This window comes from Pseudomonas sp. H3_E07 (assembly GCF_054668895.1).
In genome coordinates, this window is the sequence record NZ_CP162795.1 from 5,561,384 (window position 1) to 5,584,483 (window position 23,100).

Annotated in this window: 16 protein-coding genes; 6 read left to right on the forward strand and 10 right to left on the reverse strand. The window is 62.0% G+C overall.

The window, feature by feature from the left end:
* Positions 1-87: 87 nt before the first annotated feature.
* Together AB4O08_RS25785 and AB4O08_RS25790 are read left to right on the forward strand one after the other, a co-directional pair.
* Positions 88-1,116 carry a WD40/YVTN/BNR-like repeat-containing protein gene (locus AB4O08_RS25785; protein WP_029529128.1) on the forward strand — a complete coding sequence of 343 codons (1,029 nt, stop codon included), beginning with the start codon at positions 88-90 and terminating at the stop codon, positions 1,114-1,116.
* 15 nt (positions 1,117-1,131) lie between these two features.
* Positions 1,132-3,507: an efflux RND transporter permease subunit gene (locus AB4O08_RS25790; protein WP_010210023.1), complete on the forward strand. Its 2,376-nt coding sequence runs from the start codon at positions 1,132-1,134 to the stop codon at positions 3,505-3,507.
* A 39-nt stretch (positions 3,508-3,546) separates the two neighbouring features.
* Here the strand turns inward: AB4O08_RS25790 and AB4O08_RS25795 are convergent, their stop codons facing one another.
* Complete coding sequence (locus tag AB4O08_RS25795; RefSeq protein ID WP_460114493.1) at positions 3,547-8,457, reverse strand: dermonecrotic toxin domain-containing protein; 4,911 nt, start codon at positions 8,455-8,457, stop codon at positions 3,547-3,549.
* A 139-nt stretch (positions 8,458-8,596) separates the two neighbouring features.
* Between AB4O08_RS25795 and AB4O08_RS25800 the strand changes: the two genes are divergently transcribed.
* The 4 genes from AB4O08_RS25800 to AB4O08_RS25815 all read left to right on the forward strand — a co-directional run bounded on the left by AB4O08_RS25800 (position 8,597) and on the right by AB4O08_RS25815 (position 10,667).
* The gene (locus AB4O08_RS25800) at positions 8,597-8,884 is read left to right on the forward strand and encodes a DUF5629 family protein (protein ID WP_010210024.1); all 288 of its coding nucleotides are present in this window, start codon (positions 8,597-8,599) and stop codon (positions 8,882-8,884) included.
* On the forward strand, positions 8,871-10,046 hold the full coding sequence (locus AB4O08_RS25805; protein ID WP_460114494.1) for a lactonase family protein: 1,176 nt from the start codon (positions 8,871-8,873) through the stop codon (positions 10,044-10,046). Before AB4O08_RS25800 ends, AB4O08_RS25805 begins: the two co-directional genes overlap by 14 nt.
* A 156-nt stretch (positions 10,047-10,202) precedes the next feature.
* Positions 10,203-10,382: a hypothetical protein gene (locus tag AB4O08_RS25810; RefSeq protein WP_010210027.1), complete on the forward strand. Its 180-nt coding sequence runs from the start codon at positions 10,203-10,205 to the stop codon at positions 10,380-10,382.
* 159 nt (positions 10,383-10,541) lie between these two features.
* Positions 10,542-10,667: a hypothetical protein gene (locus AB4O08_RS25815; RefSeq protein ID WP_021491563.1), complete on the forward strand. Its 126-nt coding sequence runs from the start codon at positions 10,542-10,544 to the stop codon at positions 10,665-10,667.
* Here AB4O08_RS25815 and AB4O08_RS25820 read toward each other — a convergent pair.
* The 9 genes from AB4O08_RS25820 to AB4O08_RS25860 form a co-directional block, all read right to left on the reverse strand.
* A complete protein-coding gene (locus AB4O08_RS25820; protein ID WP_010210029.1) occupies positions 10,664-11,257 on the reverse strand; it encodes a glutathione S-transferase in 594 nt (197 codons plus the stop codon). The genes AB4O08_RS25815 and AB4O08_RS25820 overlap by 4 nt on opposite strands.
* Positions 11,254-14,892: an SbcC/MukB-like Walker B domain-containing protein gene (locus tag AB4O08_RS25825; RefSeq protein ID WP_042572241.1), complete on the reverse strand. Its 3,639-nt coding sequence runs from the start codon at positions 14,890-14,892 to the stop codon at positions 11,254-11,256. Before AB4O08_RS25825 ends, AB4O08_RS25820 begins: the two co-directional genes overlap by 4 nt.
* Complete coding sequence (locus tag AB4O08_RS25830) at positions 14,889-16,130, reverse strand: exonuclease SbcCD subunit D C-terminal domain-containing protein (protein ID WP_021491561.1); 1,242 nt, start codon at positions 16,128-16,130, stop codon at positions 14,889-14,891. The genes AB4O08_RS25825 and AB4O08_RS25830 overlap by 4 nt, the downstream gene beginning before the upstream one ends.
* A 98-nt stretch (positions 16,131-16,228) precedes the next feature.
* A complete protein-coding gene (locus AB4O08_RS25835) occupies positions 16,229-17,869 on the reverse strand; it encodes a BatD family protein (RefSeq protein WP_021491560.1) in 1,641 nt (546 codons plus the stop codon).
* Positions 17,866-19,605 (reverse strand): tetratricopeptide repeat protein, encoded by a 1,740-nt coding sequence (locus AB4O08_RS25840; protein ID WP_045792024.1) that lies wholly within the window; start codon positions 19,603-19,605, stop codon positions 17,866-17,868. Before AB4O08_RS25840 ends, AB4O08_RS25835 begins: the two co-directional genes overlap by 4 nt.
* Positions 19,602-20,690 carry a vWA domain-containing protein gene (locus tag AB4O08_RS25845; RefSeq protein ID WP_021491559.1) on the reverse strand — a complete coding sequence of 363 codons (1,089 nt, stop codon included), beginning with the start codon at positions 20,688-20,690 and terminating at the stop codon, positions 19,602-19,604. Before AB4O08_RS25845 ends, AB4O08_RS25840 begins: the two co-directional genes overlap by 4 nt.
* Positions 20,683-21,177 (reverse strand): DUF4381 domain-containing protein, encoded by a 495-nt coding sequence (locus tag AB4O08_RS25850; RefSeq protein ID WP_021491558.1) that lies wholly within the window; start codon positions 21,175-21,177, stop codon positions 20,683-20,685. Before AB4O08_RS25850 ends, AB4O08_RS25845 begins: the two co-directional genes overlap by 8 nt.
* Positions 21,174-22,106: a DUF58 domain-containing protein gene (locus tag AB4O08_RS25855; RefSeq protein WP_460114495.1), complete on the reverse strand. Its 933-nt coding sequence runs from the start codon at positions 22,104-22,106 to the stop codon at positions 21,174-21,176. Before AB4O08_RS25855 ends, AB4O08_RS25850 begins: the two co-directional genes overlap by 4 nt.
* 5 nt (positions 22,107-22,111) lie before the next feature.
* A complete protein-coding gene (locus AB4O08_RS25860; RefSeq protein ID WP_010210043.1) occupies positions 22,112-23,071 on the reverse strand; it encodes an AAA family ATPase in 960 nt (319 codons plus the stop codon).
* Positions 23,072-23,100: the final 29 nt, after the last annotated feature.

Consider the following 23,100-nt stretch of genomic DNA (forward strand, 5'->3'; position numbering starts at 1 on the left):
CCAGGCGCTCTAGATTGCAGGTTTCAAGGCCCCGGAAGGCAGCGATAACAATAATAAATGGGAGAAAGGTCTATGAGTGAGCCTGTCATGGGGTGGGTTGTCTGCCGCCCACGCGCCGCACGCAGGGTTGCGATGCTGGCCGCAGCGCTCTCGCTGTTTGGCGCTGTCGCGTTGCCGACGGTTGTCCAGGCCGCCAGCGATACCTCTTTTGCGATTGAATCCCCCAAGGCCGCCAAAGGCCTGATGATCGATGTGGTCCATGCGGGCAAGCGCCTCGTGGCGGTTGGTGATCGCGGGCACATTCTCTATTCCGATGACCAGGGCAGCACCTGGACCCAAGCCAAAGTGCCCACCCGGCAGTTGCTCACGGCGGTGTTTTTCATCGACGACAAGCAAGGCTGGGCGGTGGGCCATGATGCGCAAATTCTTTCCAGTTCCGACGGCGGTGCCACCTGGACCCAGCAGTACCAGGATCTTAAGCGCGAAGCCCCGTTGCTTGATGTGTGGTTCAACGATGCCAATCACGGCCTGGCCGTCGGCGCCTATGGCGCGCTGATCGAAACCACCGACGGCGGCAAGACCTGGGAAGACGTCAGCGACCGCCTCGACAACGAAGACCAGTACCACCTCAACGCCATCGCCTCCATCAAGGACGCCGGCCTGTTTATCGTCGGCGAGCAGGGCAGCATGTTCCGCTCCAGCGACGACGGCCAGACCTGGGAAAAACTCGAAGGCCCCTACGAGGGCTCGCTGTTTGGGGTGATCAGCACGGCGCAACCGCGAACCCTGCTGGCCTATGGCTTGCGCGGCAACCTGTACCGGTCGACGGATTTCGGCAGCACCTGGGAGCAAGTTGAGCTCAACGCCGCGCGGGGCGCGCTGGAGTTTGGTTTGTCCGGCGCGACGTTGCTGGAGGACGGCTCGATTGTTGTCGTCGGCAATGGTGGCAGCGTGGTGGTCAGCCATGACGACGGGTTGACCTTCAGCGTATTCAACCGTCCGGACCGGATTTCCCTTTCGTCCGTCACGGCGGCAGGCAATGGCAACTTGATTCTGGCCGGGCAGGGTGGCGTTCGCGTCGCTAAAGCCGATGGCGCCGAACCGACAAAACAATAAGAAGGCGGGGAAAGAATGAGCAGTCATCACAACGATAAAGCGACCTTTCTTGAGCGCCTGATCTTCAACAACCGCCCGGCAGTGATCGTGATCTGCCTGCTGGTGAGCATTTTCCTGTTCTGGCAGGCGACGTTGATTCGCCCCTCCACCAGTTTCGAAAAGATGATCCCGCTCAAGCATCCCTTCATCGAGAAGATGATGGAACACCGCAATGACCTGGCGAACCTGGGCAACACGGTGCGTATCTCGGTGGAGGCCAAGGACGGCGACATCTTCACCAAGGAATACATGGAGACCCTGCGTCAGATCAACGACGAGGTGTTCTACATTTCCGGGGTCGACCGCTCGGGCCTGAAGTCGCTGTGGAGCCCCAGCGTACGCTGGACCGAAGTGACCGAAGAAGGCTTTGCCGGCGGTGAAGTGATTCCGCAGAGCTACAACGGCTCGCCGGAAAGCCTCGATCAACTGCGCAACAACGTGCTCAAGTCCGGGCAGGTCGGGCGCCTGGTGGCCAACGATTTCAAATCGAGCATCGTTGACATCCCACTGCTGGAGTCCTACCCGGACCCACAAGACCAGGGCAAGTTGCTGGCCCTCGACTACCGCAAGTTCTCCCATGAACTCGAAGACAAGATCCGCACCAAATTCCAGGAGCAGAACCCCAACGTCCAGATCCACATCGTCGGTTTTGCCAAGAAAGTCGGTGACCTGATCGATGGCCTGATCATGGTGGTGCTGTTCTTCGGCGTGGCCTTTGGCATCACCCTGGTCCTGCTGCTGTGGTTCACCAACTGCCTGCGCAGCACCATTGCGGTCTTGAGCACCACCCTGGTGGCGGTGGTGTGGCAACTGGGCCTGATGCATGCCGCCGGTTTCGGGCTGGATCCCTACTCGATGCTGGTGCCGTTCCTGATTTTCGCCATCGGTATTTCCCACGGCGTACAGAAGATCAACGGTATCGCCCTGCAATCGAGCGAGGCGGACAACGCGCTGACCGCCGCACGCCGCACCTTTCGCCAATTGTTTCTGCCGGGAATGATCGCGATCCTGGCCGATGCGGTGGGCTTCATCACGCTGTTGATCATCGACATTGGCGTGATCCGTGAGCTGGCCATCGGCGCCTCTATTGGCGTGGCGGTGATCGTGTTCACCAACCTGATCCTGCTGCCAGTAGCAATTTCCTACGTCGGTATCAGCAAACGCGCAATAGCCAAAAGCAAGAAAGACGCCAATCGCGAACATCCGTTCTGGCGCCTGCTGTCGAAGTTCGCCAGCCCTAAAGTCGCGCCGGTCTCGGTCTTCCTGGCCCTGATCGCCTTCGGTGGCGGCCTCTGGTACAGCCAGAACCTCAAGATCGGCGACCTGGACCAGGGCGCGCCGGAGCTGCGCCCGGACTCGCGCTACAACAAAGACAACAACTTCATCATCAGTAACTACTCCACCAGTTCCGACGTGCTGGTGGTGATGGTCAAGACCAAGGCCGAGGGCTGCTCACGCTATGAAGCCATGGCGCCCATCGACCAGTTGATGTGGAAGATGCAGAACACCGAGGGCGTGCAGTCGGCGATCTCGTTGGTCACCGTGTCCAAGCAGATGATCAAGGGCATGAACGAAGGCAACCTGAAATGGGAAACCCTGTCGCGCAACCCGGATGTGCTGAACAACTCCATCGCCCGTGCCGATGGCCTGTACAACAACAATTGCTCGCTGGCGCCGGTGCTGGTGTTCCTCAACGACCACAAGGCTGAAACCCTCGACCGTGCGGTGCATGCGGTGCAGGACTTTGCCAAAGAGAACAACAAGGACGGCCTGGAGTTCATCCTTGCCGCCGGTAACGCCGGGATCGAAGCGGCCACTAACGAAGTGATCAAGGAGTCCGAGCTGACGATCCTGATCCTGGTGTACCTGTGCGTGGCGACGATGTGCATGATCACCTTCCGCTCTTGGGCAGCGACGCTGTGCATCGTGCTGCCGCTGGTGCTGACCTCGGTGCTGGGCAACGCGCTGATGGCGTTCATGGGCATCGGCGTCAAGGTCGCGACCCTGCCGGTGGTAGCGCTCGGCGTGGGCATTGGCGTGGACTACGGCATCTACATCTACAGCCGCCTGGAAAGTTTCCTGCGCGCCGGTTTGCCGTTGCAAGAGGCGTACTATCAGACGCTCAAATCCACCGGCAAGGCCGTGTTGTTCACCGGCCTGTGCCTGGCGATCGGCGTGTGCACCTGGATCTTCTCGGCCATCAAGTTCCAGGCCGACATGGGCCTGATGCTGACGTTCATGCTGCTGTGGAACATGTTCGGCGCACTGTGGCTGCTGCCGGCACTGGCGCGGTTCCTGATCAAGCCCGAGAAACTGGCGGGGCAAAAGGGTAATTCGTTGTTTGCCCACTGAACCAGGGCGTGAGGGCGTCTTCGCCCTCACGCTCGGTTGTCACTGACGGGGGCGTGGGGCCTGCACGATCTTCAGGAATATCTGGTCCACCGGCGGGGTGATCAGTACGTAGAGAACCCGCCTGAGCGGCACGGCGGACGGTTCCGGCTGCTGGCGCAAATGGGCCTGCACGTGTTCCTTGAGCAAATCCTTCTGTGTGTATTTACGCTGTTCCGCCAACTTCAGGTGCGCCCGCGTGTAGTGCGCGGGCGGGGCGTCGGCGCTGGCGTAGTGAAAGTGCGCATACCACAACACCACCGGCGGTTTTTTTGCCTTGTCATACACGGCGTATTCGGTGAAGAAGTCGCCGCTGAGGGTCGGACGTTGCAGGTCGGCCACGCTGGTCAGGTTGATGTCGATCTGGTTGTGTTCCCATAGATAATTGAGGCTCTCCTGTGTTGGCCATTGGCGCTTATACGCATTACTGCATAAACGCTCTGCCTGCCGGGTCATGTCCCGCGCTTCGTCCCTGTATTCATCGATCAGGCGCTGTACCGCCGGTTTTTGCTCAAGGTGTTCGCGTAGCAATTCATCGGCCAATGCGGTGAGTTTTGCAGCTTGCCCGGTGAGCAGTTCATTCCAGTTGCCGGGGTCAACGTGTTGGCGGGTGAGGGCGGAATCGAGTTTTTTCTGCTCGGCTTCTATCAGTTGACCAATGCCTTTGCGTTCGTTGACCAACGCCACGGCCAAGCCTTTGATTGTCGCCAGTGATCGACCCGTGGGCGCGGGTTCTGCCGAGGCTGCGGGCGTGTCGGAGGTGGCCTCCCAACCGTCTTCATGCCGGTTGAAGGTGGCAATGGTTTCGCCGGTCGGCGTATCGACGATGGTGAACTGCTCTTCAAGCTGTTGCGCATTGGTCTGCTTGAGGTCCCCGACCAGGTATTTCTTCTTGCGCGTTTTGAATACCCGTTTGGAGGCCGGCTTGGGGCGCAGCGTCTTGGACAAGGGTAATTCGACGTCCAGCGCTTCCTGCTTGCTCACCACGCCTTCCAATTCGGTTTGCGCCAGGGCCTGGGCATATTCAAGGCCTGTCAGCAAGCGCTCGGCCTCCGGGCGCAGGCAGCGTGGATTGATGATCTTGAGCGCACGAATGCCCTCCTCATAACGGCGGTACTCGTTGAGGACGGTTTCATACACGTCCCGCTGATCGGCAAGCGGGTACTCGGCGCCACTGCGCACATCGATGTGAGACTGCAGCGTTTCAAACAGGTCGGTTTGTTCGAGGCGATCGAGGTAAAACCGTTCCAGGGGCACCACCGACGTATGGGTCTTATCAAGGCTGGCGGCGGTGAGATAACTCAGCGTATTGAGCTTCAGGTTGTCGGCAAAAAAGTTCTGCGGGAACTGGATCCGAGACAGCTTTTCCTGGCGTATGGCGCGCCCCGCCACCGAGTCTTGCGCCAGCTGTTCGAGGGTCTGCTCCATGGCCGTGGAGACCTCGGCCATGTGCTGGCGGATGTTTGCCGATTCAACGGTGTTGCTGATGTATTCCTCATAGACCGTGAAATCTTCCAACAGATTATCGATAAACATCCTGCGTGCCATGTGCTCCATGGGCTCACCCGCCCTGGAAAAACGCATGGCGTTCAACCGGTCCAACAGCAGCGTGTGGATGGCCAACTGTTGATCCCAAATGGTTCCCAGGATTCTGGCCCGCTCCTGTACATGCGTACCGGCGCCCCCGACCCGTTCGAGTTCTTTGCCCACTTTGACCATTTCCATGCGTGGGGACAGTGACTGGGCAAACTGATCTTCCAGGTTTTGCAACAAGATCTTAAACTCGGTGCGCCGCGCCTGGTGTTCCAGGATTTCCCGCTGATGGCGTTCCGCAAGCGCCGGTTTTTGTTGGGAAGTGGCTTTTTGCAGAAGATCCCACACCAATCGCACGGTTTTGCGTTGGTTCTTCAAGGCTGTGAGGGCGCTCAGCATTTGATCCATTGTTGCCAGGAACGGCGGCATCAAGACGTTGATTTCTGAATTGAGTGCTTCCCCGCGCGCGATGAGTTCGGCTTTTCTACGTTGGTTTTCCTCACGCAAACTCGCCATCCGCTTGGGACCACCGCCTAGCAGTTTCAGGCCACGGTCCAATGTCCAATGCCCCTTGCCGTCGGTCTTCAGCTTGATGCCTGGGTGGTCGGGTTTCTGTGGGTGAATGATGAAGACATCGCCAAACCCCGGTGTAATGCTGACCCTGAACAACAGGCCGCCGACCGAGGCATGCCATAGGCCGTCGATCCTGTACAACCCTTGGTGAGGGCCGATGCTGATCGGGTTCGGCGGCGGCGTAGGCCAGGCAATGTTGACCGCGCGCAGCGTGTTCAACAGCTTGCTCGCGGCCGCATCACCGGCCACCGATTGGTCAAAGTCCAGCAGCGTACGGCCTCCACCGGGAGGTTCGGAAGGCACGCCAATCTTGCCGTGTTCAATCAGGACCGTTCGCGCCAGCGGTGAGCCAGCCGGCTTGCGTCTGAAAGGCTGGCGCGTCATGACCTGTGTATCCGGCGCCGCGGTGTCGGGTGCCACAGTCACCGAGCCATGGTGCAACAGCAGCATGGCGATGTTCTGCAGCAGGTCAACCCAAGCCAACTCCCTTGCCGTCGGGTCATGGCTCTCCAGGGCCGGCACGTCCTGCGTGAGGCTTTGTACCAGTTGCATCAGCCAGCCGACGGCCGCCAGCGGCCCGCGTACGGCCATCAACAGCGTGTTGAACCCCAGTTGCATGCCTTCGATTATCAGTGCCCAGCGACTTTCCCTGTTGGACGTCGATGCGCGTTCGGCCTGGTCCAGCAACTGCCGGGTTTCACTGCCGAACAGGTACTCCATCAGGCGCCCATTGTTCAGCGCCTGGAGGATTTCATCGCTGCTCTCGTCACCAGCGCCAGCCAATTGGGCAGGCTCGGGAACGCTGGGCAACGGGGCGAATTCCGAGCCCATGCCGACTCTGACAATGTGAGGCTGTGTGAATCCGCCGTTGCTATAGATGGCTCTCGCGGTCTCCGGCAGCCAAGTCAAGACGCTGTCCTGCAGCGCGCCCGGCACTGCGATGGCTGCCAGCAGGCTGTCGCGATTGGCAAACTCCAGCAGTGCGTCGCGATAGGCGGGACGATACAGCACGTGCGGCCCTCGCTGTGTATCGCGGGGTTCGATGATGAACATATTCTGTACGACGTCGGCCGTGGCGCCGGGCTTGCGCAGGAAGGCCAAGGCGCGGATGACAATGGCGTCATCGTCGACCTGCTGCGCCAATGGCTCAGGGTCGAGCACGGCATTCACACAACGAACACCGCGATGGGTCAGGCCCGCCTGTCCTTTGATCTTGTGTTCCAGCGCCTGGGTTTTCAGATGAACCGGGCGCTGCTGTTCGAACAGGCGTTGGCGTTTTCGCGCGACGTCGGTATCGCTCATCAGCGCCTGGCGTAGGTAACGAGGGTAGTTTTGGCCGATGTCGACACGCTGCACCAATTGGCGGATGTAATCGTCGGTCAACCAGGCTTCGAGTTCACGACCCGCGCGATGGCGCAGTGTCATACGGCCTTTGGGCGCACCCGACAGGTTTTGCAGGGCCAGATCGACCAGGCTTATGCAGACCGGTTCGACGTAGCCACCGGCCAGTGTGCCGACCGGGACGTGGAAGGTCAGTTCCAGGTCATCTGCGTTGTACCCGGCTACCCGCGCAGCGTCATCGCAATGACGTCGGCCGCCGAGCGCCTGCGCGCGGTCCAGGCACAGTTGGTGATTCAAGTGCTCGGTGGCATAACTGCGCAGCGTTTCTACGCCAGCGAAGTCTGAGTCACCCAGGGTCAGTCGGCGTATACCGGCTTGCTCCAGCAGGCACTGATGATAGGCCAGACGGTCGGCGGTGCTGGCGCGCTGCAGCCAGCCAGGCAAGCCTGCCTGGATCGAGGCCAAGGTGGTCCGTGGGGTGCTGGATGAGGCGCTGAACAAGAGCGCCGGGTCGGTGGCCGTGGCAAACACGTCCTCCAGGGCTTGCACGCTGGATGTGCCGGGCAATTCAATCGCGGCCAGGTTATCCAATTGCTGGTTGATGATCAGTGCGGCTTGCACCTCGAAAATATTGCCGTCGGGCTCGTACTGCTGCCAGGTGATCCTGTCGGCGCCGTAACGTTGTTGCATGCTTGCACCCCATGCCTGGCCGAAGGCATCGAGGTCGGCGTATGCCTCGATTTCTCCCGATACGCGACACAGCAACACCTGCGCCTGGCAGACCACCAGGAGGTCGATGGCTTGCAGGGTGAGTCGGCTGCGAGCCTGGTCCAGATGCGTTTCCAGGGTATAGGCGTGTACCGCGCCCTCACGCCCTGGCCGGCGTGCACGGGTGGCGCGGTCGGGGTAGCGGGCCAGCGTGGCCAGGGTTTTCAGTGCGGGCATCGCGGCGCCGGCCTGGCCAATCGCCGAATCCAGCAGCGAGCCTTGCAGGACCTTGGCCAACCATTGCCAGCGACTGCCGCCGGCATCGCTGTCCTGGCTCCAGTAGGTTGCCAGCGCGTCTTGGAAGCCGATGAACAGTAGTGTCGGCAGCTCCCGGATGACAGCTTCGATCACCGCCAGGTCATAATCGCGAGCACCATTGCCTTGAAAGGTGAGGCGGGCGCCGGTGGCATCGGCCAGGTAGCAATCCAGGTTGTTGCGCGCAGACAAGTCCGGGAAACTGCCATCGGCCATGTAGCCCAGCGTCACCTCCAGCAGCGGCAATAGGGCGCGGCCACCGCCGTCCCGCGGTACGGCCAGTCGCAGTTCACCGACGGGATGCGCCAGCGGCGGGTAGTGTTCTTTCAAGTGGGTGGTCAGCATCTGCGCGGTGACTGAGCGTAACGTCGGGCGGGTGCGAAACTGGGCCTCAACCGCTTGTCGGGTCGGGTGTGCGGCAGGTGGGGTGTTGGGGTCTGTCATGGGTATTCCTTTACGCGGGATAGGACATGCCCAAGCAAGGTAATGCGCAGCGCCGCGACCCGGTGGTAGCCCGTTATGGTTTAGGCCCTGGCGGCAAACTCGCCTATGATTAGCCCTTTGAACCTGATGAAAGACTGTGATGACTGATAATTTGCCTGCCGTCCTTGAAGCTTCCGACATGCTTGAAATCGATGGGCTGCATGCCTTCGACTTCGTGCTCGATAAAGAGAAACTGCTGATCATCGCCATGGACGGCCGCGCGGAAAAACGCTGGTGCTTCAGCCTGGAGCAAGTCCAGGCAGCTACCTTCGATGACACCTTGCAAAGCTGGACCCTTACCGGTGAGTCGGGCGAGCACCGCCTGATCTGCATGAGTGCGTTCACCGGCAACAATAACAACGAGGAGCAAGCGGATGATGATGCGTAAATTCTGGCCCCTGCTGATGGCGGGCAGTGTCGGTGCGATGTCGGTGCAGGCCGCGCCGGCCGAGACTTACGAGTTGCTGGTGGGTAGCTACACCGCGGGCAGCAGCGAAGGGATCTATCGCCTGCAGTTCAATAGCCGGACCGGTCAGTTCAGTGGCAAGCCGGTACTGGCCGCGAAGGCTGCCAACCCGTCGTGGCTGACGGTCTCCAAGGACCAGAAACACCTGTTCGTGGTCAACGAAAACGGCCCCGGCCAGAACGACCCGGTCGGTCGCGTCAGCAGCTACAGCATCGATCCGCAGAATTACCAGCTCACCTTGATCAATCAGGTGCAGAGCCTGGGCAACGAGCCGACCCACTCCAGCGTCGCCGCTGACGGGCGCTATGTGTTTGTCGCCAACTATTCGGTACTCGAAGACCCGGGTGGCAGCCTGGCGGCCCTGCCGGTCGATGCGACGGGCAAGCTATCAGCTCCCGTGCAACTGAGCGGGCATCCGTCCAGCCGTGTGAACCCAGAGCGGCAGGCGTCCAACCATGTGCACTCGGTAGTGTCGTCGCCAGATGGCCAATACGTGTTCGTCCAGGACCTGGGCGCAGACAAGGTGTTTGCCTACCACTACGACCCCAAGGCCAACCCTGAACTGCCCTTGACGCCGGCCAGCCCGGCCTCGGTGCAACTGCCGCCCGGCAGTGGCCCACGGCACCTGCTGTTCAGTGCAGATGGCAAGCATGCGTGGTTGACCACCGAGATGAGCGCACAGGTGGCGGTGTTTGATTACAAGGACGGCCAATTGACCCAGACCCAGCTGGTGGACTTCGCCGCCGGACAGCCGGTGTCGGACAAGGCCGGCGCCGCGTTGCACGCGTCCAGTGATGGCAAGTTCCTCTACGTGAGCAACCGCGGTACGGCCAACCAACTGCTGGTGTTCAGCATCGACCCGGCCACCGCGCACCTCAAGGAGCTGCAACGCCGTCCCGTGGAAGGCGACCACCCGCGCGAGTTCAGCCTGGACCCGAGCGGCCGGTTTTTGCTGATCGCCAACCAGAAAAGCAATGAAATCGTGGTGGTCGAACGCGACCTCAAGACCGGCCTGCTGGGTAAAACCGTGCAGAAAATGCCGATCGATGCGCCCAGTGACCTCAAGTTCCTGGTGCGTCAATAAGCCACAGGCCTCGCGATGCGGGGCCTGAGCCTTTGTATTAATTCTATTAATAGCGGCTACTGTTTCAAAGCATTTCTAAGGCTTAGCCCTCGGGCGTAAGTTTGGTTCCAAGGCCTTCCCCGGCCACTCAACCAAACGAACACAAGGGTTACCGACATGAATTTGAATCTCTTCTCCATCATCGCCGCTTCCGCTGTTTCCGCCACTGTTGCGCTGCCAGCAGCAGCCAGCGTGGAAGTCACCGGCAAAAAATCCAGCACCAGTGCCTACACCCAGAAATACCTGCAACAAAGCGCCAACTTCTACGCCGCACTCGATCACAAAACCCAGCAATAACCTGCACACCCGCAGACGCCAAACCACTGGAACGAAGCCTGGCTCGTTCGAGTGGTTTGGCGTTTGTGCAGGCGTGGAAGAAAAATGATTGATATCACATTGCCATGTGTTTAAATTTGACGCTCAACTTTTGACGCTTTTCTTCATGGAATCGACAGCATGGCAATCCGACTCGCCGCACTCATACTGGCCCTCTATTCCGCGCCCATCCTGTCTTCCGTGCAGGGGGTAGACAGTGAGCCTGAGATTGCCCGCGAGCGCTTGTTGGATTTGGCCCAGGGCTAAACCTTCGCCATCACCGCGACAAACAGCGGCGATTGCAGAAATCGCTCCAGCCAATGCTGCAAGCGGGGGTACGGGGCACTGGCAAACCAGTCCCGATCCACATGGGCAAACTGCCGCACGAACGGCGCCAGGGCCATGTCCGCCAGGCTTGGATGATCCGCCAGCAAATAGGCGCGGCCCGCCAGTAATGCTTCAAGCTTGCGCAAAAATACTTCGCCCTCGGCCCGATAGTGTTCCATCGGCAGTTCCGGGTAGCGTTCGGCGTACTTGTATCGATCCAGGTGATACTTGAAGCCTTGGTCATTCTCGGCAACAAGCGCCAGCACCGCCGGATCACCCTGCAGTAACCAATCCTGCGGATCATGCTGCGCCAGCGCCCATTGCATGATGGCCAGGCTTTCCTCGATCACCTCGCCCGCCACACTCAACACCGGCACCGTGCCCTTGGGCGACAGCGCCAGCATCTCGGCCGGCTTGGCCTTCAGGCTGACTTCAATGATGCGCACGGGCACGCCGCTGTAGCGCAAGGCCAGCCGCGCACGCATGGCATAGGGGCAGCGCCGGAATGAATACAGCAGCGCCTCGCTCATTTGACCTCCAGGGTGCTCAAGCCATTGCCCTGGCGCTTGACCTGAATCTGCACAGGAATGCGTTCGTGCATTTCCTGTACGTGGGAGATCACCGCAACCTTACGGCCTTGAGCCTGCAAGCCATCCAGCGCATCCATCGCCAATTGCAACGATTCCGGGTCGAGGCTGCCGAAGCCCTCATCGATAAACAGTGACTCGATCTTCAACGTGCTGGAAGCCATCGACGCCAGGCCCAAGGCCAGCGCCAGGGACACCAGGAAGGTTTCGCCGCCGGACAACGAATGCACCGAGCGCAATTCATCGCCCATTTCCGTGTCCATCACCAACAGGCCAAGCATGCTGCCGCCACGCTTGAGGCGGTAACGCCGCACCAACTGACGCAGTTGCACGTTGGCGTGGTGCACCAACAGGTCGAGGTTGTAGGCCTGGGCGATCTTGCGGAAGGTGTCGCCGGTGGCCGAGCCGATCAGCGCGTTCAGGCGTGCCCAGCGTTGCCACTCGTCATAGGCTTTGGCGATGTGCTCGGCGAAGGCCTGGTTGGCCTCCTGGCGGCGCTGGTCTTCGGACTGCCGTGCGCGCAGTTCGGCGCAGATTTTCTCGCCTTCGGCCAATTGCTGGTTGAGCGTTGCCAGGGCGCTGTCCAAGGCTTGGGCCTCAAGATTGCCATTGTGCAGGGCCTGGTGGTCGGCGAGGCGCTGTTCGCGTTCTTGCAGCAGCACCTTGGCCTGTTCGACGGCTTTTTCGCTGAGCTGCAACTGTTGGCGCAATTGGCTGACCTGGGCGTCATCGTAGGCCAGCAAATGGCTAAGCCCTGCGTCATCGAGTTCCGGGTGCAGGGCACGCCATTCGCTGATGCGCGTGGCGAGGGCATGGTGTTCGGCCTGCAACGCGTGTTCGCGTTCCTGCTGGGCCTTGAGGTCGGCGGCCAGTTCGATCAGTGCATTGTGGATCTCTTGCAGCTGTTTGTTTGCGTCGGTTTCGCTTTGACGTGACTGGGTCACGGCCTGTTCCAGCTGCTGCTGCCAGTGTTCGGCGCTGGAGTGCTCGCCCAGTAACGCGCTGAGTTTTGCCTGGGCCGTTTGCTGTTGGCTCGCCAGCTCGTTGACCTGCTGGAGCAGGGCGTCGAGTTGTTGCTGGCGATGTTGCTGGTGAGTCTGTTCCTTCTCGATCGCCTGTTGGCGATCTTGTTGCTCAGCCAGCTCATCGCGTTGATGGCCCAGCTGTTCCAGGCGCTGGTTGACCTGCTGGTCCAGCTGCATGAAGGTGGCGGCCGGCTCGGCGCGCAGACCTTCCAGGGTGTCCGCGGGCAGCAGGTTGGCGAAGGCGCTCAGTTCCTGGTCAAGGCGTTCGCGGTCACCGGCCAGCTCGCGTTGCTGGTCGACCAACAGTTGACGGGCTTGCTGGCTCGCGTCCTGGGCGGCTTGCAACTGCTGCTGCAGGCGCCCGGCGTTTTGTTGCAGATTAAGCAGGGCGCCTTGGCGTTGTTCGTCCTGGCTGATGCTCTGGGTCAGTTGGCCCAGTTGCTGTTCGAGCCAGGCGCTGCGTTTCGCAGTTTCCTGGTTGAGCAACGACGCGTACAGCGGGTGTGCATCCAGGCTCGGCTTGAGTGCTTGCTGTTGCGTCGCCAGGTGTTCCTGCTGTTGCAGGTATTCCTTCTGCTGGGCGATCAAACCGCCCACTTCGCCACGCAACTCGGTGAGCTTTTCCTTGAGTGTATCGACCGCTTTCTGCGCCGCGGCTTCTTCGTTTTCGTCATGACGACCGAGGCTTTGCAACAGGGCTTCGGGCTGGTGGTACGGATGTTCGTGGCTGCCGCACACCGGGCAGGGCTGGTCGTCCTGCAACTGCTCGCGCAACTCTTCGACGCTGGCGCTGCGGGCCAGGCGCTGGCGTTCCAGCAGCTGTTTGGTCACGTTTAGCGTCTGTTCGGCAACGCTCAGCTCTGCCTTGGTTTGCAGGCCGGCCTGGTTCAACTGCTCGCGCTGCTGTTGGGCATCGGTGAGCTTTTGCGTCAAGGTAGCGGCTTGTTGGTCCAACTGCTGCTGGTTGTCCCACAGGCGTGTCAGATCTTCGAACGCGCGCTGCTGTTTGCGATTGTCTTGCAGCAGGCTGGCCAGTAGTTGGATCTGTTCGGCCACGGCGTGAGGCTCGGCACCGGCCTCCTGATACAGCAGGTCCAAGGCTTCGCGTTGCTGGGTGAACTGTTCGGCGGCGCTGGTCGCACGTTGCTCCAACTGCGGCAGTTCGGCTTGGCCTTTATTCAGGCGGTTGCCTATCAGCATCAACTGTTGCAAGCGGTCGCGGTAGGCGGTCCAGGCGTCGCTCAGCGGTGCCAGCGCCGCGCTGCGGTCAAGCTCGGTGCTCAGGCGTTGCAAGCGTTCGGCGACCTGGTTCTGTTTTTCCAGCAGGCCAGTGAGCTGGCGCTGGCCTTCGATGCAGGCGCTTTCGTGTTGCTGTTTGTCCTCGATGCGCTTTGCCAACTCTTTGGTCAAGTGGGCGAGGGTGCTCTGTTCTTCGAACGCCTGGCGCAGCAAAGGCACGGCATCAGCCTGGTTTTTCAGGGCTTGCGCCAATGCGGTTTGCGCGCTGGCTTGCTGTTGTTGGGCCTGTTCCTGGCGAGTATGCAGTTCGCCTTGTTGTTGGCGATGCAACTGGATCTGCGCGGCCAGCGGCGCAAGCAGGGTGCTCAGCTCTGCCTGGCGCGCAAACTGGTGACGCTGTGGCGCCAACTGATCCAGGCGGCTCAGGTCGTCACGTTGCTGGCCCTGGTTATCCCACTCGGCCTGCGCCCGCTGTAGCTGTTCGGTAGCGGCGAGTTGGCGCTCTTGCCATTCGCGCAGTTCCTTGAGCCAGGTGTGCTGCAACTCCAGCTGCTTGAGCTGGGCTTGCTGGGTCTTGAGGTGTTGTTGCGCCGCGTCGAATTGCTGATCCAGTTCGGCACGGGCTTCGGCGGCCAGCGGCACCACACCGGTCGCCTGGTCCTGTAGCTGTTTATGCGCTTCCCTGGCCTCTTTGGCCTTGTCGAACGCGCGCCGACCGAGCTGGGTGTAAAGGGCTGTGTCGGTGAGTTTTTCCAGCAGTTCGCTGCGCTCATTGTCGTTGGCCTTGAGGAAGGCGCTGAACTCACTTTGAGCGAGCAACACGGCACGGGTGAACTGTTCGAAGTTCAGGCCCAGGGCCAGTTCCAGTTGGGTCTTGTATTCGGTTTTCTGGCTGGCCAGCAGTTGGTCGCTGTCCAGGTCGATCAGGCTTTGGCGGCTGTTCTGCAATTTGCCGCTGGCTTTGTCCCGTGCGCGGTTGGCTTCCCAGCGTGCGCGGTAGCGACGGCCACTGACGCCGACGAAGTCCACCTCGGCATAACCGCCACCGGTGCCACGCCGCAGCAAGGTGCGCGGGTCACCAATGGAAATGTCGCTGTCGGCATCCGGCATCTTCGCCTGGCCGGTATCGCCCAGGCGCGGCACCGCGCCAAACAGCGCCAGGCACAAGGCATCGAGCAGGGTACTTTTACCGGCGCCGGTCGGCCCGGTAATCGCGAACAAACCGGCACTGGCCAGCGGCTCGGCGGTGAAGTCGATCTCAAACGGGCCCGCCAGGGAGGCGAGGTTTTTCAGGCGGATGGCGAGGATCTTCATGGCTGTTCGCCCTCCTGTTGCACTTCCTGGAGCAGCACGGCGAAGTCCTTCAAGGTCTGTTCATCCACGTCACTGCCATAACTGTCCTGCCAGGCGCGGCTGAACAATTCCTGGGGCGTGAGCTGGTCGAGATCGATCAGGCGGTCGTCGCCTTCGTCCTCACGGCTGCCGGTACCGGCGTATTCGGCGGCGATGCGCACCAGGCGCACGGCCTTGCCTTGCAGGGTGCTTTCGATCTGCTGACGCAGATCGGGTTGTGGTTCATCCAGGCGTACGCGAACTTCGAGCCAGGGGTGGCGCTGGGTTTCGGCAAGCAGGTCGATATCCGGCAACTCGGCCAAGGCCTTGAGGATATCGGCCAGGGGCGCGGCTTCCAGGCGTTGCAGGTCGACCGAGCGGGGGATCAGCAGCGGTTCGACACTCACCAGGCATTGGCCCTGAAACGTCACGTCGAGAATCTGGTGTTTATAGCCGATTTCGGAAAACGACAGCGGAATCGGCGAGCCGCTGTAGCGAATGCGTTCTTCGCCATTGACCTTTTGCGGCTTGTGCAAATGGCCGAGGGCAACGTAGGCGACACTTCTATCGAACAGGCTGGCCGGCAGCGCCTCGGCATTGCCGATGATCAGGCTGCGCTCGGAGTCTTCCGACACCGAACCACCGGCCATGTGCGCGTGGCTGATGGCAATCAGCGCCTGGCCTTTTTTGCGCTTGGCGTTGGCGGCGGCGATCAGCCATTCATGCACCTGGCCGATGCCGCGCAGGTAGTCGTCACCCAAGTGCGCACCGGTGACTTCCGCCGGACGCAGGAACGGCAACGCCAGGCACCAGGCGGCAATCTTGCCTTTGGCATCCGGCAGCGGGATCAGCAGGCGTTCGGCGTCGAGTTGGCCGTCATCCAGCCACAGCACGCGGCCCAGCGCATGGGTACGCAGGCGCCGCATCAACGGCGCGGGCAGCTCGATACGCGAGCCGGAATCGTGGTTGCCGGCGATCATCACGATGGTCAGCTTGGGGTTCTGTTCATGGGCGCTGATGATGAAGTCATACAGCCGCTCCTGGGCCTTGAGGGGCGGGTTGACCGTGTCGAAGATATCACCGGCGATCAGCAGCACATCCGGGAGATGGGTTTTCAGTTGGCCCAGCAGCCACTCAAGGAAACAGGCGTGTTCGAAGTCGCGTTCCTGGCCATGGAGGTTTTGGCCCAGGTGCCAGTCGGAGGTGTGAAACAGACGCAAGGCGAACTCCGTGGAGAATATGAAAAGGAAGGGAGTTTACCTGCAAAAACACATTCGGTGCCCGCGGGAGGCCAAGATCCAGTGTGGGAGGAAGCAGGCTATTTGGGATACAACGGCGGCAAACTGGTGGTATCCGCCGCCGGGTCCAGTTCACGTTCAGCTATCGGAATCGCTTTCACGGCACGCCACAAGTCCTCACCCAGCCAGAAATGCCCACTCTCGCTGTACAGCGCGCCATTCAAGCCATCCAATGCATCCGACAATGGCACAAATCGCGCTGCCATGTCCGCGAGCGTTTCCGGCTGCTGCCGCGCCCAGGCGTCGAGGGCCTGGCGGGTGGCTTGCGGGTCGTTGGCCTGGGTGGCGCGTTTAAGGTCATCGAGCAGGGTGCGCGGGCTCGGGCCCGTTTGCGCGGCACGTTGCACGGCCGGTTGCCGGCGTGCGCGCCACCACAGGCCAAAACCCAGCAGGGTGGTGCAGGCGAAGAGCAACGTGCTCAGTTGCCACAGCCACAGGCGTTCATCATCCGGCGCGGTGATCACCGTGGGCGTGGCGGGAGTGTCGACGGCCAGGCTCGGGTTGATCGCCACTTGCAGGGTGCGCGCGGGCAGGCTGGTACGCTCCAGATGATCTTCGTGGGTGTTCCACCACACTACGTCCACGGCGGGCAGGTCCATGCTGCCTGCGAGGGTGGGCACCAGGGCTTCGCGGTCTTCACGGCTGCCGATCAGGCCACGGTCGTTGGTCTGGTTGCCGAGCACCGGTTGGTCCGGGTAGCGGCGCAGGCCGTTGACGTCGGTGCTGGGCAGGGCCGGCAGTTGTGCGCTGGACAGGCCTTCGGCCTTGACCGTGAGGCTGCGGGTCAGGGAGTCGCCGACCTGCACATGCTCAGGCGCCGGGTTCCAGTTTTCGCTCAGGGTCAGGCTGCGTGCCGGTAGCCATGGGGCGTCGGCGGGATACAGCGCGGGCTTGGGTTTGACCACCAGCGGTAACTCCGCAGAGCTGACGTGAATCAGCTTGCCCGGCTTGGTGCCTTGCAGGGTGTTTTCCTGCGGTGGGCGCGACTCCACCAGCGTGGCGCTGAAGGTCTGCGCCGGAATCGCCAGGGTGCCGCTGTGCTGCGGATAGATCGCGTAGCGGGTCTCGATCACGCCATGGCGGATACTGTTGATGACCTTTTCGTAGGTGCGGGACTCGCCCAACTGCTCCACGCGCGCATCGGCAATCTGCAGGGGGGTGAGGCTGCTGTCATCGTACAGCGACACCGAGTGGTAGACGCGTACGGTCAACAGTGCCTGGGCCTGGACGTAGACACTGGTCTGGTCGAGGTTGGCCTCGACAAACACCGGCGCCAGCTCGGCGGCGGTGTTCTGGCTGGCGGTTTCGACCACTTGCAGGCTGATGGGCTGGGTCTTGTAATCGCCCACTTGCAGGGGCGGGATGACCACTGTGCCGTTTTCCTTGGGCAGCAGGGTGATGATCCAGCGCGTGGTGGCGTGGTTATCGCCGCCCAAGGTGGTGAGCTGGTTGATCTGGCGGGTGCCGCTGACTTCGAACTGCGCATCCAGCGGCGACAGGTCCGGCTTGCCGAACTGCGTGACATCGCTGGACTCCACCGTCAATTCCACCGTTTCCCCGGAGTTGACGCGGCTGCGGTCGACGCTGGCGGTCAGGTTCGCCGCCTGGGCGTGGCCTGCCGAGAGGGCGAGCAGGAGCAGTAGGGTGGTGCGGCGGCTCATCGAGTCTTGTCCTGATGTTGTTGCTGTTCGTACCAGAATTTGCGGCGCAGCAGTTCACCGGGATTGTCCGGGATCTCCTGCAGCCATTGCTCCAGGGCCTGACGGTGTTCACCGTCGAGGCTCGCGTTGTCGGGGCGCAGCGGCGGGGTGGTGGTCTGTTCGTCGCCCAGTTCGCTGCCGGGCACTTCGTTGCCTGGGGTTGGCGATGGACTGCCGGCCTGGGTGTCGTCAGTACCGGATTCGCCCTGGCCCTGGGACGACGGCTCGCCCCCCGTGGCGTTTTGCCCACTGGCGCCCGGTTGCGCAGTTTGGCCGGGTTGAGTGGTTTCGTCATCTTCGTTTTTTGCCGGCTGGGTCGGTTCCGGTTCGTCGCGTTCCTGCACCAGTGCTTCCACCAACGCCTTGTTTTTCAGGGCGGGCTGCAGGTCGGGCTGGGCTTCGAGGGCCTGTTCGTAGGCATCGATGGCGGCTTCCAGCTCACCGGACCTGGCCAGGGCGTTACCCCGATTGTAGTGGGAGTAGGCGTCATTGCCTTCGGCAAACAGCTTGATAGCCTCGGCGTAGTTGCCGGCTTCGTAAAGCGCCACGCCTTTCCATTGCGGGTCTTCGAAGTGTTCGGCGGCTTCGGCAGGGCGTTTTTTCTTCAGCAGGTATTGGCCTTGCTGGTCGGGACGCAGCCACAGGTCCTGCAAGCTGAATGCGTAGCTGGGCTGTGGTGCGCTCAACAGCAGTAGGGGCAGGCAGAACAACCAGCCACGCCGCCCGGCACAGGCAGCGAGTAGCAACAGGGGCAGGAGCAGCCAGTAACCCTGGTCGGCCCAGGTGTCCAGGCGCAGCAGTTGGCCATCGTTGCGCAGGGTCTGCGGCGGGTCGAGCACGCCGAGTTGGCGCAGGTCTTTGTCGTCCAGGCGTGCCGCGCGGTAGCGCCCACCCATTTCACTGGCGAAGGCCTTGAGCGTCGGGCTGTCGAGGCGCGGCACCAGGATCGCGCCTTGTTCGTCCTTGAGAAATTCACCGCTTTCCTGGGTCACCGGCGTGCCTTCACGGCTGCCGATGCCGAGGATCGACAGGGTGGGCGATTGTGCGTTTTGCAGCAGCAGGCGAATGCCCTGGCGTTCCTGTTTGGACAGCGAAGAACCAATCAGCAGTAGGCGTCCCTGGCCGAGGCCACCTTGCTTGAGCAGGCCGAGGGCTTTCTCGACGGCCAGGTCGGCGCGATGGCCGGCCTCAGGCATGATCGAGGGGCGCAGGGCGTCCAGCAGGTTGCGGCTGGTGGCCAGGTCATCCGACAGCGGCACCAGGGTGTGGGCGCTACCGGCGTAGACGACGATGGCGGTTTGTGCGTCGGTACGCGCCTGCAACACGTCATATAGCTTGCGCCGTGCCTGCTCCAGGCGGTTAGGCGGGCTGTCGGTGGCGAGCATTTCCGGGGTCAGTTCCAGCAACACCACCAACGGATCGGAAGGCTTCTGGCTCGACTGCTCAACACGCTGCCAGCTTGGGCCGAGCAACGCCAGCACGGCCAACAGCCAGGCAATGCCCAGCAGCACCCACGGCGATTTGCTCTCGCGGCCGTTTCCACCCCTGAGCAACACGGCATGGAAGGCCGCAGGCAAGATCATCTGCCAGCGCCCGGCGCGCTTTTGCCGGTGCCACAGGTGCCACAGCAACCAGCCGAGCAACGGCAGCAGCAACAACCAGCCGGGGCGGAACCAGTGCGGCCACAGGTCGATCATCGACGCCTCCGCAAACGCAGGCGTTTGAGGCGTTGGCGCCATTCCGGGTGTTGTTGCAGGAAAATCCCCTTGCTCGACAATTTGTTGAACAACCGTTGCAGGGCGTTGTTCGGCCAGCGTTCTTGAATCACCAGCAGCATGCTCAGCACCAGCGCCAGGGCCAGCGGTGCGCTGTACAGCGCCAGGGCCGGGCGTGCCTGCGTCGGTTGCTGTTCGACCGGTTCCAGTTTGTCGAGGGTCTCCTTGATCGCTTGCAATTGCTCACCGTCACGGGCGCGGAAGTATTGGCCGCTGGTGACGTCGGCGATGGCCTTGAGCGCTGGCTCGTCGAGGTCCAGGCTCGGGTTGACGCCGAGGATGCCCAGGGAGCCGGTTTGTTCCGGGTCGGCGCCGATGCCGATCGGATAGATTTTTACCCCTTCTTCAGCGGCGAGGCGCGCGGCAGTCAGCGGGTCGATCTGCCCGGCGTTGTTGGCGCCGTCAGTGACCAGGATCAGCACGCGGCTCTGCGCCGGGCGCTGGCGCAGGCGTTTCAGGGCCAGGCCGATGGCGTCGCCAATCGCGGTGTTCTTGCCGGCAATGCCGATGCGCGCTTCATCCAGCCAGGTGCGCACGGTGCGGCGGTCAAAGGTCAGTGGAGCTTGCAGGTAGGCTTGGCTGCCGAACAGGATCAGGCCAACCCGATCACCTTCGCGGCCCTCAAGAAAATCGCCGAGCAGGTGCTTGACCAGGCTCAAGCGACTCACGTCTTCGCCCTGCCAATGCATATCGGGGAAGTCCATGGAGCCGGACACGTCCACCGCCACCAGCAGGTCGCGGCCACTGGCGGCGATCGGCAGCGGTTCGCCGAGCCATTCCGGGCGTGCGGCGGCGGTCAGCAGCAGCAACCACAGCACCACGAACGGTGCTTGTTGGCGCCAACCGGGCAAGTTGATGCGGGCGCGACGACGGGCCAGGCCTTCGAGGTCGCTGAGGTAGCTGACTTTCAAGGCGGGCTCACCGCTGTCGGCGGCCGGCAGCACCAGGCGCATCAACCACGGCAAGGGCAACAGGGCGAAAATCCACGGCCAGGCGAACTCAAACATGTTTGCGAATCCAGGTGTCGACGGCTTGGGTCAGGCCGGCGATAGCCTTGTCGTCCAGTTTGCATTCGGGTTTGTAGGCGCCCTCTACCAATACCATCCAGCGTGTGAGGCCGGCGGCGGGGCAGCGGTTATCGAGGAACGCCAGCCATTTGCGGCCGTTGAGGGTGTGGCTCTGGCTATAGGGATAATCGTTGCGACACAGCCGTTTGAGCAGACCGTTGAGCTGTTGCAGCCAGGCGCCGGCGGGCGCGCCATCGTAAGGCTTGGGCATTAGCGCAAGCTCTGCCAGGGCGGCGATGCGCAGCGGGTCCAGCGGCTGTTCGGCGCGGGCGATGGGGCGGCGGGCCGGCAAAAAGCGGCGCAGTGACCACAGGCCCCAGCCGAGCAGCGGAATCACCAGCAGCAACAGCCACCAACCCGGCGCGGGCGGCCAGAAGCCGACGGCGGGCGGGGCGATCAACGGCTGCAGTTGGTCAAGGCTGCTCATTGTTTTCTAACCGGGCGTTGCGGGTTGAGGTATTCGCGCAGTTGCTCGACCATTTCGCTCTGGGTGCTCAGGGGCATCAGCAGCACACGCAGTTTCTGGGCGAGCAGCTCCCAGCGCGCGATGCGGGCTTCGGCCTGGGCCTTGTAGGCCTGGCGCAGATCGAAATTGAGCGTATCCAGTTCCAGTTGAGCACCGCGCTCCGCGAAGCGCAGCAGCCCAGCAGCGGGCAGGGCGTGGTCGAGTGGGTCGGAGATCGGCAACAGCAGCAGGTCGCAATGCCGCGACAATAGGCTGAGTTGTTGCTCGGCGCCTTCGGTCAGCGCGCGTTCATCGCAGATCACAATCACCAGGCTACCGGGGCGCAACACTTCGCGGCCACGGCGCAAGGCCATGCCGAGGGCGTCGGCTTCGGGGCGGCTTTCGGTGCTCAGGCTCTGGTTGACGCGCACCAGGCGGTTGAGCAATTGCAGCAGGCTTTGCTTGCTGCGGCGCGGCTTGATTTCGTAGTGCTCGTTGTCGCCGAACACCAGGCCGCCCACACGGTCGTTATGCCCCAGTGCGGCCCAGCCAATCAGACTGGCGGCCTGTGCGGCCAGCACCGACTTGAACATCTGCCCGGAGCCGAAAAACAGCCGGCAGCTTTGTTCCACCATGATGAAGATCGGTCGCTCGCGTTCTTCATGGAACAACTTGGTGTGCGGCTCTTGGGTGCGCGCCGTCACACGCCAGTCGATGGTGCGCACGTCGTCCCCGGCCTGGTACACGCGCACCTGGTCGAAGTCCACACCACGCCCGCGTAGCTTGGAGTGATGCAGGCCGATCAGCGGGCTGCGCTGGCTTGGCGTGGAAAACAGTTGCACTTCGCGCACGCGATGGCGCATCTCGATCAACTCGCTGAGCGTGACGCGGATCCCATCGCTTGCGTTCATGGGTTTCAAGCGACAGCAACGACGTCGAGAATGCGCTGCACCACACGGTCCTGGTCAATGCCGGCGGCTTCCGCTTCGAACGACAGGATGATGCGATGGCGCAACACGTCGAACAGCACCGCCTGGATATCTTCCGGGCTGACGAAGTCGCGACCGGCCAGCCAGGCATGGGCGCGGGCACAACGGTCGAGGGCGATGGAGCCGCGGGGGCTGGCGCCGTAGGCAATCCATTCGGCCATTTCCAGGTCGAACTTGGCGGGGGTGCGGGTGGCCATCACCAGTTGCACCAGGTATTCCTCTACGGCATCAGCCATGTACAGGCCGAGGATTTCCTTGCGCGCGGCGAAGATCGCCTGCTGGCTGACACGGCGCTCAGGCTTGGTTTCGCCGTTGAGGGCTTCGCCGCGGGCCTGTTGCAGGATACGTCGCTCGACGGCGGCGTCCGGGAAGCCGATTTTCACATGCATCAAGAAGCGGTCGAGTTGGGCCTCGGGCAACGGGTAGGTGCCTTCCTGCTCGATGGGGTTTTGCGTGGCCATCACCAGGAACAGCGGCGACAAGTCATACGTGCTGCGCCCGACGCTGACCTGGCGCTCGGCCATGGCCTCCAGCAGGGCCGACTGCACCTTGGCCGGCGCGCGGTTGATTTCGTCCGCCAGCACCAGGTTGTGGAAGATCGGCCCTTGCTGGAACACGAAACTGCCGGTTTCCGGGCGATAGATCTCGGTGCCGGTGATGTCGGCGGGCAACAGGTCGGGGGTGAACTGGATTCGATGGAACTGCGCTTCGATGCCTTCCGCCAACTCTTTGATGGCCTTGGTCTTGGCCAGGCCCGGCGCGCCTTCCACCAGCATATGGCCGTCGGCGAGCAACGCGATCAACAGGCGATCGATGAGTTTTTCCTGGCCGAGAATCTGCGTAGAAAGAAAGGTTCGCAGCGCAAGCAGCGCTTCACGATGTTCCATCGATGACGGTTCCTGGAGAGATGAGCCCG

What these genes read in the sequence shown, in the direction of transcription:
- AB4O08_RS25785 (WP_029529128.1), top strand. Translation starts at nt 88, where the DNA reads ATGGGGTGGGTTGTCTGCCGCCCACGCGCCGCACGCAGGGTTGCGATG.
- AB4O08_RS25790 (WP_010210023.1), top strand. Translation starts at nt 1,132, where the DNA reads ATGAGCAGTCATCACAACGATAAAGCGACCTTTCTTGAGCGCCTGATC.
- AB4O08_RS25795 (WP_460114493.1), bottom strand. Translation starts at nt 8,457, where the DNA reads ATGACAGACCCCAACACCCCACCTGCCGCACACCCGACCCGACAAGCG.
- AB4O08_RS25800 (WP_010210024.1), top strand. Translation starts at nt 8,597, where the DNA reads ATGACTGATAATTTGCCTGCCGTCCTTGAAGCTTCCGACATGCTTGAA.
- AB4O08_RS25805 (WP_460114494.1), top strand. Translation starts at nt 8,871, where the DNA reads ATGATGATGCGTAAATTCTGGCCCCTGCTGATGGCGGGCAGTGTCGGT.
- AB4O08_RS25810 (WP_010210027.1), top strand. Translation starts at nt 10,203, where the DNA reads ATGAATTTGAATCTCTTCTCCATCATCGCCGCTTCCGCTGTTTCCGCC.
- AB4O08_RS25815 (WP_021491563.1), top strand. Translation starts at nt 10,542, where the DNA reads ATGGCAATCCGACTCGCCGCACTCATACTGGCCCTCTATTCCGCGCCC.
- AB4O08_RS25820 (WP_010210029.1), bottom strand. Translation starts at nt 11,257, where the DNA reads ATGAGCGAGGCGCTGCTGTATTCATTCCGGCGCTGCCCCTATGCCATG.
- AB4O08_RS25825 (WP_042572241.1), bottom strand. Translation starts at nt 14,892, where the DNA reads ATGAAGATCCTCGCCATCCGCCTGAAAAACCTCGCCTCCCTGGCGGGC.
- AB4O08_RS25835 (WP_021491560.1), bottom strand. Translation starts at nt 17,869, where the DNA reads ATGAGCCGCCGCACCACCCTACTGCTCCTGCTCGCCCTCTCGGCAGGC.
- AB4O08_RS25840 (WP_045792024.1), bottom strand. Translation starts at nt 19,605, where the DNA reads ATGATCGACCTGTGGCCGCACTGGTTCCGCCCCGGCTGGTTGTTGCTG.
- AB4O08_RS25845 (WP_021491559.1), bottom strand. Translation starts at nt 20,690, where the DNA reads ATGTTTGAGTTCGCCTGGCCGTGGATTTTCGCCCTGTTGCCCTTGCCG.
- AB4O08_RS25850 (WP_021491558.1), bottom strand. Translation starts at nt 21,177, where the DNA reads ATGAGCAGCCTTGACCAACTGCAGCCGTTGATCGCCCCGCCCGCCGTC.
- AB4O08_RS25855 (WP_460114495.1), bottom strand. Translation starts at nt 22,106, where the DNA reads ATGAACGCAAGCGATGGGATCCGCGTCACGCTCAGCGAGTTGATCGAG.
- AB4O08_RS25860 (WP_010210043.1), bottom strand. Translation starts at nt 23,071, where the DNA reads ATGGAACATCGTGAAGCGCTGCTTGCGCTGCGAACCTTTCTTTCTACG.